The 14,118-nt window shown below is 47.0% G+C and carries 11 protein-coding genes and 1 CRISPR repeat array; of the genes, 1 reads left to right on the top strand and 10 read right to left on the bottom strand.

Going from position 1 to position 14,118, the window contains the following annotated elements:
- Positions 1–90 precede the first annotated feature (90 nt).
- Positions 91–1,167: an iron-containing alcohol dehydrogenase family protein gene (locus tag DWZ45_RS01540; protein WP_118467238.1), complete on the bottom strand. Its 1,077-nt coding sequence runs from the start codon at positions 1,165–1,167 to the stop codon at positions 91–93.
- Position 1,168: 1 nt separating this feature from the next.
- The gene (locus tag DWZ45_RS01535) at positions 1,169–2,344 is read right to left on the bottom strand and encodes an aminotransferase class I/II-fold pyridoxal phosphate-dependent enzyme (RefSeq protein WP_118467236.1); all 1,176 of its coding nucleotides are present in this window, start codon (positions 2,342–2,344) and stop codon (positions 1,169–1,171) included.
- Positions 2,345–2,457: 113 nt separating this feature from the next.
- Between DWZ45_RS01535 and DWZ45_RS01530 the strand changes: the two genes are divergently transcribed.
- Positions 2,458–3,333, top strand: coding sequence for a MerR family transcriptional regulator (locus tag DWZ45_RS01530; RefSeq protein ID WP_118467234.1), 876 nt, complete (start codon positions 2,458–2,460; stop codon positions 3,331–3,333).
- 10 nt (positions 3,334–3,343) lie between these two features.
- Here DWZ45_RS01530 and DWZ45_RS01525 read toward each other — a convergent pair whose 3' ends face one another.
- From DWZ45_RS01525 to casB, 8 genes are all read right to left on the bottom strand, one after another.
- Positions 3,344–5,053 (bottom strand): acyl-CoA dehydratase activase, encoded by a 1,710-nt coding sequence (locus DWZ45_RS01525; protein WP_118467232.1) that lies wholly within the window; start codon positions 5,051–5,053, stop codon positions 3,344–3,346.
- Positions 5,050–6,345, bottom strand: a complete 1,296-nt coding sequence (locus DWZ45_RS01520; RefSeq protein ID WP_227589603.1) for a 2-hydroxyacyl-CoA dehydratase family protein — start codon at positions 6,343–6,345, stop codon at positions 5,050–5,052. Before DWZ45_RS01520 ends, DWZ45_RS01525 begins: the two co-directional genes overlap by 4 nt.
- Before the next feature lie 339 nt (positions 6,346–6,684).
- A CRISPR array of direct repeats spans positions 6,685–9,274; the repeat unit is 28 nt; unit sequence GGATCACCCCCGCTTGCGCGGGGAATAC.
- Between the two features lie 44 nt (positions 9,275–9,318).
- On the bottom strand, positions 9,319–10,185 hold the full coding sequence (cas2e, locus tag DWZ45_RS01515) for a type I-E CRISPR-associated endoribonuclease Cas2e (protein ID WP_118467228.1): 867 nt from the start codon (positions 10,183–10,185) through the stop codon (positions 9,319–9,321).
- Entirely contained in the window at positions 10,185–11,132 is a 948-nt protein-coding gene (cas1e, locus tag DWZ45_RS01510; protein ID WP_118467226.1) for a type I-E CRISPR-associated endonuclease Cas1e, read from the bottom strand. The genes cas2e and cas1e overlap by 1 nt, the downstream gene beginning before the upstream one ends.
- Positions 11,129–11,788, bottom strand: coding sequence for a type I-E CRISPR-associated protein Cas6/Cse3/CasE (gene cas6e / locus DWZ45_RS01505; RefSeq protein WP_118467224.1), 660 nt, complete (start codon positions 11,786–11,788; stop codon positions 11,129–11,131). The genes cas1e and cas6e overlap by 4 nt, the downstream gene beginning before the upstream one ends.
- Complete coding sequence (gene cas5e / locus DWZ45_RS01500; protein WP_118467222.1) at positions 11,785–12,441, bottom strand: type I-E CRISPR-associated protein Cas5/CasD; 657 nt, start codon at positions 12,439–12,441, stop codon at positions 11,785–11,787. The genes cas6e and cas5e overlap by 4 nt, the downstream gene beginning before the upstream one ends.
- On the bottom strand, positions 12,441–13,526 hold the full coding sequence (cas7e, locus tag DWZ45_RS01495) for a type I-E CRISPR-associated protein Cas7/Cse4/CasC (protein WP_118467220.1): 1,086 nt from the start codon (positions 13,524–13,526) through the stop codon (positions 12,441–12,443). The genes cas5e and cas7e overlap by 1 nt, the downstream gene beginning before the upstream one ends.
- On the bottom strand, positions 13,519–14,100 hold the full coding sequence (gene casB / locus DWZ45_RS01490) for a type I-E CRISPR-associated protein Cse2/CasB (protein ID WP_182426609.1): 582 nt from the start codon (positions 14,098–14,100) through the stop codon (positions 13,519–13,521). The genes cas7e and casB overlap by 8 nt, the downstream gene beginning before the upstream one ends.
- Between the last annotated feature and the right edge of the window lie 18 nt (positions 14,101–14,118).

Raw genomic sequence — 14,118 nt, 5'->3', positions numbered from 1 at the left:
GTTTTGCTTTTCTCCCAGAATCTTTCATCCGTAACTGTTCGCGCATGCGTGCCCAGCAACGGAATTTTGTTCAGCTGCACCCTTTATTGACTATAATTCTTCCACCTTACATAAGGCGTCATAAACCATGTCTTCCGTCACCTCATACGGAATATGCTCCATATCCGGACCGGTCACAATCTCTTTTAATACAGCCGTAAGCGCTTCTCTCTCAAAAGGCGCCCCCATCTCGGCTAAGGTGGTGCGGATTCCAAGCTTTTCAAGAAATCCCTTCATTTCCCGTGCTTTTTCTTCTTCGCCGTCTATCATCAGCTGAACCAGCACACCATAGGCTACCACATCGCCGTGAAGATTTTTCTCCTCAAACCCCGGCAGCAGCACCAGTCCATAGTAGACCGAATGGGCAATCGCACCGTTATAATCGTCCAGAACCAGAAGCGATACCAATCCGGTGCTCACGATATTGGCAAGAACCGCCTGCTCCAGCGCCTCGCCCGCCTGGTGTTTCCGGCATTCCTCCAGCGCACTTTCTGCATACTCCCGCAGTGGCAGATAACACATATTGCTGATTTCACGTCCAAGCGCCGAACTGTGCGTCAGCCGGTCGCCTCTCGCGGAAAAATGGCACTCAAAGTATTTTCCCAGCGTATCACCGATTCCCGCCCGCAGGTAGCACTCCGGGGCAGCGGCAATAATCTCTGTGTCAATAAAGCTGTGGCGCGCCGGTTTCTCATAGAAGTAGAAACTGTCAAAATTTCCGTCCTCCTTATAGACAACCGAGAGGGCCGTCGTCGCCGCGCAGGTTGCCGCGATCGTCGGGAAGGTAAAAACCGGAAGGGCGCATTTTTCAGCCGTTCCCTTCGCTGTATCCAGCGCCTTGCCGCCTCCCATGCCAAAAATCATATCCGCACCGCATTTTTTTACGTGTGCAGCAATTTTTTCCATCCCGGCATAGGTACAGTCCTCTCCAAACAGGACTGTATCCACGATCGTGACCGGATTTTCCCCTTCTGCAAGCGCTTGCAGAAGCTTTTCCTTTCCTGCCTCCAATGCCAGTTTTCCACCGATCAGCAGCGCTTTCGTACCGTATTGGCGGCACACTTCATTTACATTTTTATATGCTTCTTTTCCGATTGTATAATTCGCAAAATTTACCGAATAAGTCATCTTACAGCAACTCCTTTAATTTCTTCAAACGTGCCAGTGCCTTGTCGATCGTCTTCTCCTCCCGTGCAAAATGCAGACGGATCAGATTGTTTACATTTTCCCGGAAAAAGCTGGAACCCGGAACGGCTGCCACGCCGATATTTTTGATCATCCACTCGCAGAACTCCAGATCGGTATATCCGGCAAACTGCGGCAGATCCAGGAACTCCTGGATATCGATCATGACAAAATACGTTCCCTGCGGCACATTGTGCTTCAGACCGATCGCATCCAGACCTTTTAAGAAATGCTCCCTCTTCTTTGTATAGAGCGCCAACAGGTCGCTGTAATAGGATTCTGGAAATTCCAGCCCCACCACGGCAGCCTCCTGCAGCGGTGCGGCTGCTCCGACGGTCAGGAAATCATGTACCTTTTTCGCTCCCTCGATCACTTCCTCCGGTCCGATCAGATAGCCCAGTCTCCAGCCAGTGATGGAATAAGTCTTGGAAAGAGAATTACAGGTAATCGTGTGCTCGTACATACCCGGAAGGGACGCCATGCAGACATGCTCGTTCGGCGCATATACCATGTGCTCATAAACCTCATCCGTCACAACAAATCCATCATATTTGACTGCCAGCTCTCCGATCTGAGTCAGCTCTTCTCTGGTAAATACCTTTCCGCACGGGTTGGACGGGTTGCAGACGATGATCGCTTTCGCCCCTGCCTTAAAGCCCTCTTCTACCAAATTGATATCAAACTCATACGTCGGCGGCACCAGCGGAATATAGATCGGCTCTGCTCCGGACAGAATCGCGTCTGCCCCGTAATTTTCATAAAATGGGGAAAATACCATTACCTTGTCGCCCGGATTGCAGATGGTCATCATAGCACTCATCATCGCCTCGGTTCCGCCGCAGGTAACCACAATCTCCGTCTCCGGGTTGATCTCTCTTCCGATCGCTTTTCCCTGCTTTTTCGCCAGCGCTTCGCGGAAATTTTCCGCTCCAAAGGTAACGGAATACTGGTGCGGTCCCTCATAGGCCACCTCAGCCAGGCGATCCAGGATCGCCTTTGGCGGATCAAAATCCGGAAATCCCTGGGACAGGTTGATTGCCCCGTACTCATCGCTGATTCTCGTCATGCGCCGGATGACGGAATCCGTAAATGTATTAACTCGGTCACTTAATTTTGGCATACTATCTACCGCTCCTTTTTCGTTATATATGTTCTATTTAGTTGCTTTCTTTTAAAAACAAATATATAATATGGTATAACGTTACGGTATAGTCAAGAAGGAAATGAATATTTATGCAAAAACTCAAAAATGCGTGCATACGAACCGGCGATTTTGCAAAATTATGCAACACAAACAAGCGCACACTGATTCATTATGATGAAATCGGGCTCTTTAAACCCGCCTATATTGATGAAAAAGGCTATCGGTATTATAGTGAAAGCCAATTTGATGTGTTTTTTACCATCACCTGTTTAAAAGAACTTGGGATGCCTTTAAAAGAAATCGGTGCTTTTTTAGACCGGCGCAATCCGGAGTCATTAAAAGCACTTCTTTTGAAACAACGTGAAAAGATTAAGAAGGAGGAAGAACACCTCCGCAAAATTAAAGAAGTGGTTGAAACAAAATTATCCCTGGTATCACTCCAGGAATCACTGAATCAGAAACAGGCAGAATACACAGAAGATGAATTATTCTTCCATACAGAAAATAAAAATGGTCGTATTTTTCTCGAGACGACACCGGAAGAATATCTGATTCTCAGCGATCCGATTCATACAGATGACCATCAGAAAATCATCCAGGCTCTTTGCCGCCACATCGGTTACTGCAATGCCCACGCTCTAAATGCCGGTCATCCCTATGGTGCCATGCTTGATGTGGCAGATTTACGAAAAAATCATCTGGATACCTATGCTTATTTTTTCACAAAAGTTATAACAAAACCGAAAAATTACCCCTATCACTTAAAACCGACCGGAACCTATGCAGTTGCTTACTTAATGGGAAATTACTATGACTCGAAAGATACCTACGAAAAACTCTTTGATTGGATCGATGAACACAAGTTTAAAACCGGCAAATACTCTTATAAAGAGGCTGTGATCGACGAATTAGCCACAGCCTCTCCCAGTGAATATCTGACGAAAATATCGATACAAGTGTTTTAACCCTGCCGCTTCATCGCGTTTCCTCCGCACTGCCTTTACATTTCTCATAAGCAAATAGCGCCGCTCCCAGCGCACCGCAGAGCTGCGCCTCATCACAGATATAAAGTTTAGCACCAAGCTTCTCTTCCAATGCCTGGATGATACCCTGGTTCTTCGCCACACCGCCGGTCATCATATATTCGCCTGGATGATCCTTTCCAAGGCGGGCTGCCAACGCGCCGACTTTTGAGGCAACTGACACATTTAAACCGTGGATAATATCTGCCACATCCTTATTCTGTGCCACCAGCGACACGACCTCCGACTCTGCAAACACCGTACACATGCTGGAAATCACGATATCATGCTTCCATTCCAGTCCTTTCACACTCATTTCCTCCAGGGAAAGTCCCAGCGTTTTCGCCATCATTTCCAGAAAACGTCCCGTTCCGGCGGCACATTTGTCATTCATCAGGAAATTTTTCACGGCTCCCTGCCCGTCGATGCTGATCGCCTTGATATCCTGCCCGCCAATGTCGATGATAGTGCGGACATTCGGATTCAGATAATTTGCGCCCTTGGCATGGCAGGTAATCTCCGTGATGCTGTCATCCCCGCTGTCAATATAGGATCGTCCATATCCGGTCGTATCGATCCGCACGATCTCCTCTTTCTTAATTCCCGCTTTCTCAATCGCCAGATCCAGACTCTTCTCGGCGCTCATCATCGCACCGCCGCCGGTCGGAATAATCATCGTCGATTTAATTTTTCCATCCCGATCCAGTATGACCACATCCGTACTTGTCGAACCGCTGTCGATTCCCGCTACATAAAAAATGCCCGACTCCATCTTCTTTCTTGCCTCCTCACTGATACCTTTTCCCGGATCCATATCCTCTGATCCCTCGATCGTCTCCTCAAATGCCTGAATGCGCGTCAAAAGCTGCCCCGCGCTCTGGCTCGTAAAATCAGTCTCAATCTTAAGGAGCGGAACCTTGATATCCCGCTTGATACTCGCATACTCAAATCCATAATAATCACAGAACTTGATCGTGTGATAAATAATTCCCTTTAAATTCGGATCCAGATACAGACGGTTTCTGCGGATCGAACGGTTCATGCGGAAACACGGCATCTGTCCCAGCAGGACGTCCGCATAAGAAAGAAACAGCTCCTCTTCCTCCATATTCCACATTTCATCCTGTACGACCGACAGTTTCCGACCACCCGTACAGGTCAGATTTTCCACATCCATCTGGATATTGTCCCGGATCATATCCTCCAGAATACCGCTGACCCGCACGCCCAGCACACCAATGTACGGCTCCGTGTTCATTTCCGGCGTAATAAAGGACTTGATAAAAGCGCGTTTATCAAACACTTTCCCGGAATATGCCTCATATGCCTTTTTAAGCCTCCGGATCGTGCCCGCAAATTTCACTTTTTCACATTCATTATCATCATGCGGCAGATCCAGCATATATAAAAACTTACATTTTCCCGTGCTCTCCACGATATCGTAAACGCGCCGCATCGAATCGCAGCAGTTTACCAGCACCAGCTGTTCAACCTTTCCTTCCAGCACTGCCTGAATGACCGATTTTCCAAAGCCGCACAGATTTGCATGTGCAATCTGATCCGACTGTTCGAAATTTTCCGGCATTTCCTCCAAAACAGAACATTCTTCTCCAAACCCCCGGAACAGCTCAATCGGGGTGTACTTACAGACGTAATAAATCATGCGTGTTTCTCCTCCTTGCCCTTTTCCAGCATTTCCACAAACGCCTGAAGCCGCGTCGATACCTGACCGTCGCTTGTATTGGCAGGGTTGCAGCCGTCACCATCGAGAATCATCGTCGGAAGTCCTGTCTTTTCTAAGGACTGCTTAATCAGGCTGGATGCACCAATCGTTCCCTTACAGCCCCAGTGGGCAAATAAAACAGCACCATCCACTTCCGTGATTCTGGCAAGCCGTTCCGCTTCCTCAACTCTCTGTTTCACACTGCCATTGTAAATGCAATAGACCATTTTCTCTGCCATCGCCTCATACGGGTCTTCCGCATGCATCTCCTGAAAACCATCTGCGATGAAATCACAAGCGCGGATGTGCATTTTCTTACTATAATTAAAAATATCCTTAACCGGCTCCTGTAAAAATGGCATGATGTGCATCCAGATTACCGAAAGACCATCTCCCCTCGGTGACATCCGCACATCGCGCAGAAGTTTTTCCGTATAGGTAACCGCCGTCTCTGAGCCAGCCATCAGATGGCACATAAAAAGCGCATACAATTCATTCGTCAGAGAGGTCACCGGGTCATGCGCACACCGCAGGGCAAGCTGTTTTTTATAATTCGCTGCCGCTTTCCGGCTGTTATCTACCGCACTCCGCACTGTTTCCTCCGAAATCCGTCTGCCCGTCGTCTCCTCCAGAAACCGTTTCAATTTCCGCAGCTGATCCGCCACATACAGAACCGATTCCCGGTTTTTCTCATACGGAACATCAATATAAAAGCCTGGACATTCAAATTTATCCTTTAAATAAGGAAACGTCATCATATTCCCATCACACGCAAGGTTCGTATAAATCATGCAGTTCGGTTTTGGCAGAATCCCCGTCAGCGCCGCCCCCAGAAACACCCTGTGGTACGAACACATCGTCTCCGGAAATCCTTCTTCCTCCGTTTTCCGAAGAAACGTCTGCTCACACTTCGTTCCCGCCATAAAACAGGACATCGCCTCCACTGAGTACGGCGTCAGCCCTGCCGCCATCACCAGCTCTCCCGGCACAAATATGCTGACCATCGCCGCATTCTCCGGTTCCGACAGCGACTGAATGATATTTTTCATAACCACCCGCGCCACATACTGTCCCGACGACGGCAGCCCCCGATCCGGCAAAAACTGAAGCTTCTTTTCCTGCAGGCGGTATCCCGCAAGAAGCAGCCGACGCGCTTTTTCCGGATCCTTAAGCGCCTGGCTGCTCACCCTATTTCCAAATTTTCCAATTACATCCATTGTTGTTTCTTCCATTCTTTTAAATTCATTTTTCTGTCATATCGCCCTGATGCAGATGGATATGGTTCCGCGCCTTTGCAGGCAAACGGACATTCTTTATTATAGTCAGTTGGATGGGAATTGTAAATATATCGGATATGAAATGCGAAACAGAGAGGGAGAAGAACTTTACGCCTGTGACAAAATCATCTATATTCCAAAAAACTGAGCAAACAACCACCTATCATTTCCCACAAATTCTGGTGACCTTCAAGATGCGGCAGTGAAGTTTTCTATACGAAAAAAACAACCTTATGGCTTCATATGTTGAAATCATAAGGTTGTTCTTATCTTCCCAAACTTTAGATTTTAGGAAAAACACCCCCGCTTACGCGGGGAATACATCTGATCCATCGTCAACCATTCCGGTTTTTCGGGATCACCCCCGCTTGCGCGGGGAATACGGCAGACTTCCGGTTCCGCTGATTGTACCGGTAGGATCACCCCCGCTTGCGCGGGGAATACGGATACAGGAGGATGCAATGGTAAAAGCAACAAGGATCACCCCCGCTTGCGCGGGGAATACTGGCAGAACCGATTCCCTGGCGCAGGGGTTGAGGATCACCCCCGCTTGCGCGGGGAATACTTCCAGCTGTACTTTTCCATCTCGGCCAGATGAGGATCACCCCCGCTTGCGCGGGGAATACTCCAGCGCCCTCTTTGCTGCCTCTTCCTCCAGAGGATCACCCCCGCTTGCGCGGGGAATACCAACCCGTTTCCAACCAACATCCTCCGCGACCGGGATCACCCCCGCTTGCGCGGGGAATACATGCGCTACGGATTATAACTCGCGATGATGTGAGGATCACCCCCGCTTGCGCGGGGAATACTCCCACTAGGTCAAACTGCTCCGGATACCTTGAGGATCACCCCCGCTTGCGCGGGGAATACAAGCCATTGAATCAGGACAGGTTAAAGATAAGGGGATCACCCCCGCTTGCGCGGGGAATACTGTTATCCAATAAGTAATTCAGCTGAATTATTAGGATCACCCCCGCTTGCGCGGGGAATACGTGGTTACTATGTAATTCTTTTCTCCGATGAAAGGATCACCCCCGCTTGCGCGGGGAATACCCTTAAGTCCGATGATTTCGGGGCGCTTCTCAAGGATCACCCCCGCTTGCGCGGGGAATACATCATGAATCTATTGACATTTTAAATGCAATAGGGATCACCCCCGCTTGCGCGGGGAATACCCGTCAAATTTGAGGGGGCAAAAGTGCCGGAGGGGATCACCCCCGCTTGCGCGGGGAATACCATTTCCAAGGACTTTCCGCAATGCCTCATACAGGATCACCCCCGCTTGCGCGGGGAATACTGTTATCTTCGCAGGTGGCGGCAAGGAAGACAGGGATCACCCCCGCTTGCGCGGGGAATACCAAATGTCCCGTAACGTTGTTTGAGGATGTTCGGGATCACCCCCGCTTGCGCGGGGAATACCCTCAATTTGCTCGCATTTGCTGATACTGATAGGGATCACCCCCGCTTGCGCGGGGAATACCAACTTTATATGTATCATATCATGTAGATATGGGGATCACCCCCGCTTGCGCGGGGAATACATTACCATCCAGTAATTTTCATCAGATAATAAAAGGATCACCCCCGCTTGCGCGGGGAATACCAGGTCGTCGGGGTCTTATACGACAGGGACGCTGGATCACCCCCGCTTGCGCGGGGAATACGCTGTACCGAAGAATACAATCCGCTCATACCTAGGATCACCCCCGCTTGCGCGGGGAATACGAAACATTTGTTAAAAAATCCATTGCGGACGAAGGATCACCCCCGCTTGCGCGGGGAATACTTTTCATTAAACGCCACGCCCGACATGATTTTAGGATCACCCCCGCTTGCGCGGGGAATACTCTCCAGCATTAATAGTATAGTCTCCGGATACGGGATCACCCCCGCTTGCGCGGGGAATACCAAAATTGCTGATGGGAACGTTGCTGCTACCGAGGATCACCCCCGCTTGCGCGGGGAATACTGTTTATCCAACCATCCGGTTCGTACAATTCAAGGATCACCCCCGCTTGCGCGGGGAATACGTATGATTTTAAACGCCCGACACAATCGGCTAGGGATCACCCCCGCTTGCGCGGGGAATACCATAAAAAAGCGTCATTGTCCCACTGCACCTGGGGATCACCCCCGCTTGCGCGGGGAATACCATAAAAAAGCGTCATTGTCCCACTGCACCTGGGGATCACCCCCGCTTGCGCGGGGAATACCATAAAAAAGCGTCATTGTCCCACTGCACCTGGGGATCACCCCCGCTTGCGCGGGGAATACCAACAGCGTGTCTGGAATAGCATGACGCGTTCGGGATCACCCCCGCTTGCGCGGGGAATACTATACAACATTATCGCGGCAAGTTACAGGCATAGGATCACCCCCGCTTGCGCGGGGAATACGCTGGTTTACATGGATTCTAACGATTTCCAACGGGATCACCCCCGCTTGCGCGGGGAATACATTGCTCCCATAGCGCTGCCTTGGTAAACGCTGGGATCACCCCCGCTTGCGCGGGGAATACTTATTAGATATTGGAAATAAATCTGAACAACAAGGATCACCCCCGCTTGCGCGGGGAATACTAAATTTGTACCAGTGACCCAGATTGTTTTACGGGATCACCCCCGCTTGCGCGGGGAATACAATGACTGGAACACTGACAAGGCAACAGAGCAGGGATCACCCCCGCTTGCGCGGGGAATACCATTATATCTGTCAGACGAGGACAAAGAGATGGGGATCACCCCCGCTTGCGCGGGGAATACAACTATGGAGGCAACCCTCCAACTTGGAATCAGGGATCACCCCCGCTTGCGCGGGGAATACATTGTTGTTACGAACAAACGAAACATCTTCTTGGGATCACCCCCGCTTGCGCGGGGAATACACTAAAAAAATCCCTTATTTACAACCTTTTCCCGATCTCCATCTCTAAATTTCATTTAGTTTCTCAAACACCTGAAATGTTGTGATGCAATCACTTAATGCCCTATGTTCCTCCTCAACTTTTATCTGGAAATAGTCTGCTAGTGCATGCAGCTTATAATCATCAATATCATCGATTCGTCTTCTCGCAAGATCTAATGTATCTTTTGCCGGATTTTTTAGATTCATACGATTGGTCTTTCGACAAGCTTCCTTTAAAAAGCTGCGATCAAATGCGATGTTATGACCCACTATTGTACTTTGTCCAATAAATTCACAAAACTTCTCTATCGCTGAAGAAAGAACCATCCCCTTTTCCTCAAGAATCTCCTCTGTAATCCCCGTAAGTTCAGTAATTACTTTTGGAACACCTTTTTCTGCTTTCACTAGAATCTCCAATTGGTCTGCTATTTTGTGGTTAATGATTCTGATCGCCGCCAACTCAATAATCTCATCTGATGAACTATTTAATCCTGTTGTTTCTAAATCTATCACCACATAACCTTCTTGTCGTTCTTTATATGTTTGAGATTGCTTTTTCTTAATCAACATCTGTTGAACTTCTGCCCGACTTGCACGCGCTTTTGTTTCGCGCCGTGCCTGTTCTGGTCGCATAACTAATTGTAATCCATCAAAATCCACAGGTTTCCAGGATGAGTTGTGAACACAGAATTCCATTCCCTGTTCATTATTAGTACTATATACCATTGTTGCCCGTCCCTGAGACAGGTGCTCACAGATTCGCGTCCAAAGCATTTCCCGAATTCTTGCGCTCACCTTTCCAACGTATACTCCTGTATTGATCTCCATAAGCCACTTCGTAAGATCTCCGCGCAATTTAGGTGGGCAATCAGTCAGCGTTACAACTACCATTATTCACCTTCTTCAAGATCGTCTCCATACGAATGCCCATTCTCAACTTCCCCGACTTTGTTATCCCACAAATATACTGCATCTGAATCCTCTGCTTCTCCTTCTTTGGCAAACAAAGATTTGATATCATGCACCATTTGTTTCAGAATATTCATTTTTACCATTTTATCTCTGGTTTTTCTCCGCATTACAGACGGAATTTCTTCCTTGGAAATCGTTGCAGCCACCTCAAACGCTAACGGAATCGTGATATCTGCCTTATATAAATCTGCAATATCATATACAAATGAGTTTTCATGTCCAACATGTACAAATCCCAATCCCGGAGAGCACCCTAACGCAGCAATTACCGCATGTGCCAAGCCATAAAGACATGCATGGCCGGCAGATAATGCCTGGTTAACAGAATCTCCACTTGTAAAATCATCTGGATCGTATTCACGCCCATTCCAAGGTACATTCCACTCTTTTGATACTCTTTTATATACTGCACGAATTCGTGCTCCCTCCCGTCCTCTCAATTGCTGAAGCGTAAGGCGTGAAACATCTTCATTAGGAAATCGCATGGAATACATCTGTCTCACAATATTTAAATGCATTCTCGTATTGCTGACTGATTCCGCTTGTCTCTGCAAAAGAGCTGCCCGGTGGGTGAGCGGACGACCCGATGCATAATAACGCACACCATGTTCTCCCACCCATATCACTGTTACCCCGGCATCTCCAATTAATTCCATCGCCCGATGTGTAATCTTAGTTCCAGGTCCCAGCATAATCACACTGATTGCTGCTGCCGGTACAAAAACGGTTCCTCTATCATCTGCGACTGTAATTGCACTATCCTGTCGATTTAGGACACATCTTTCCAGATAAAGGAACGTCAGACGATCTGCAACCTGCGGCAGCATCTGGATTTCCGGCCGTATCATTCCAGGAATATTTGTCATACTGTTCCCTTCTCCATATGTACCAATGTCATAAGACCTACTCCATATGCCTTTTCACGTCCAATACCGTCTATCAGCATTTTTCGTACTTTCTCTTCATCCACTATTTTTAAAATACCTTCATATGTTACAGACAGCATACTAACCTGATTCTTTCCAGAAGCCTTATTAAAATGGTACCATTTAGATTCCCTAATCTCAAAAGAATCTTCACTCACTGCAAAACCATGCAGTTTACCCTGTTTTATAAGCCATTTTCGCTGATTATCTGCTGTAGTATGTGCACAAATTCTGCCTCTTTGATCCTTTCCTGCAGCTTTCTGGTATGTTGGATTTGCCGTCAAACGAAAATGCCACCATGAATTAGCTTTGATTTTCTCCAGAAAAGGATCATACTCTTTTGTCACCCATTCTTCACCTTCTGGCGCAAATTGGCTTACTGCTTCGGAGAGATCCGGTTTTTCCCGGCTTAGAATAAGCAAATAATACTTACTATTAAGCCGATCGATTCTCCATAGCTTTCTATGACGAACTGCTTCTGTCATATCAAACGAAGCCTCAACGGCTCCATGGAACAGGTTTGGCGAGCTCAATGCCCGCAATGTTTTCCTTTTAGTCACATCCAATGTCATTCTGCTTAAATACAAACCAATCACCCCAATTCTGCCATTGGATCATGGCATTGAAGCGGTTCTCGTACCGCCCGATATTTCTCCGTCACTTTTCGAAACGCATGTTTTCTCTTCTCTGGATTATAGGATATCGGAAGATCTTTAACAATATTTCCGTCTTCTCCTTCTTTTGCATCCAGTATTATGCGTACTGTTTCAACTGATTCATTCCGAAATGCTTCTTCAAGCAAAGCGTCTTCCAATTCTCGTTTTCTAATACCAAGGCATAATCTTCCAGTAGGCGGACACGATCTCCGCCCCAGATATAATGGAAACACCGGATTCAATAATGCATATTCAATTCTTTTTAAAAGTTCTTCATCCGCACTTTCAAAGCCTACCAGAAATTCTGCATCCGCAAGATAATAGCGATTTGTGACATATGAATCTCCTTTTTTTGAGCGTGCTATGTGAAAATCACGCATGAAATGCCCCTCTTTATCTACACGCACGCCAAATCGCAGTGTTGCTAATTGACTCACCATCTCATCATCATCTCTTTTGATTCCAAAGGCGGCGCAGATAAGCCCGATCACCCCGCTTTTGCTAGGTTCCCGTCCTGTCCGGCGAATATCAAACTTCGAATCAATTCCCCATGATTGAAGTGGTGCTGCCAACCGAAGCAGCAATGTACTCATTATTTCGTCACCTCTTCCAGATCAATAAAAACCTGTTTTTCCAGTTCATCTAATAATTTTGTTAGATTCATTGTTGCCGCAAGCGGCTCCAACTCTCTTCCCACTGCAAATGTCACTTCCGGCTCATTTACATAATCTTCATAAGATTCTTTTGCATAATCAACCAACGCCTTTATTGACTGCTCCACATATCCACCCTTTGTGGTAATTGGTTTTTCAAAAGCACAGGCCATATTAACCGGCTGATCTCTGCGAACCGTCACATAAACAGCATCCGGGCGTGTTCTGTTTGCAAATGTATTTTGTTTTCCTGTCGGCATACTGGTGATAAATGCCTCTGCAAAATTTCTAACTGCTTTCGGAGTATCTTCTCCCAGATAGTTTGCAAGTTCTGCCGCATTCACAGTCGCATAACGATATAAGGTAGATGAGCTATACTCCACTGTACCAAGATGTCCTGCCCCAGAATTATCTTCCGATGTACAATCATCAACAGCTGTAAAGTAATCATACTCATTATGTACAGCATGTGTTGATATGGCATGGGCCACTTGTGCCGTTGCGTCGTAATTCAAGGAAGGTTCATCTGCCACCATGCGGCCAAACAAAGCAAGATCAACTGACGGGTAGTTTTTTAATGCCTCCTGCAATTCTTTTTTATCCTCTTTTTCAAATTTCCCATCTGGATGAGCCATTGCCTTTTCTGCCAATTTTTCAATTTGTTTTGCACTAATAAAAAACAGAGCTCCTGTTTCTGCTTTTCCATTTTTCTCTGTTAATTTAATTCCTGCTGCTTCTAATACCTTTTTTGCCAATTTTTCAGCACTCTGAATCTCCGAATCCAACTCAGATATTTTCTTTGCAAGCAGGTCTACAATTTTCTTTGTTCGAATTCCTTTTTCTTCTTCTGTATACATATCAGCAAACATAAGGCGCATTGCACGTTTCCAGGACTGACTTGAAACCCTCGCTCTGGTTACACCACCATAAATCGCTGTCTTGGGGCTGCCTGTATCATCACGATTTACGCAGCTCGGCGGAAGTGTTTGAATCACATGAAGATCAATATACAAATTTTTACTCATTTTCTTTTTCCTCCTCTTCCTGTTTTACTACTCGATAAAAATCCTGTCCCCAGCGAAGCTTAACCTTCTGGGCACCATTCTCCGTTTGAAATTGATATAGGTCATATGCTAGCTGAATATAATCCATCGGCACTCCCTTTGCCCGCAGAAGCTGCACTAATCCTCGAAGATAATACGCACATTCTTCCATATCTGCCGATGTTGCAAAAACGGTAAATCGTTTTCGAATTCGTGTCAGTTCTGATTCATCCTGCAAAGCCGCCAATTTTCTAACTGCCTTTCCTAATGGTTGCTGTTCGCTATGCATGTTTTTTTTGTGAATATCACTTCCCTGCTGATGCAGAGCATACATACATAACGAAAGAGATACCGCCCACTCAGCCCAACTAGGTTCTCCATTTCTGCTCATCAATTCTTCCGGAAATCTGTTAAATAAAAGTTCCCACATTTCTGGAACCTCTCCGGGCTTTTTCCCGATTCCATGACGAAGCTGTGCCAATTCTCCTTTGACGCGTGCATCATTTGGCTCATTCTCCCATTGTTTCAGACGCATGGCCATATACTTTCTGACCATCTGTCCCTGGTTTCCCAT

The organism is Clostridium sp. AF32-7AC (assembly GCF_003477925.1).
In the GTDB taxonomy this organism is placed as follows: Bacteria; Bacillota; Clostridia; order Lachnospirales; family Lachnospiraceae; genus Otoolea; species Otoolea fessa.
This window is presented reverse-complemented; position numbering and strand designations above follow the sequence as displayed.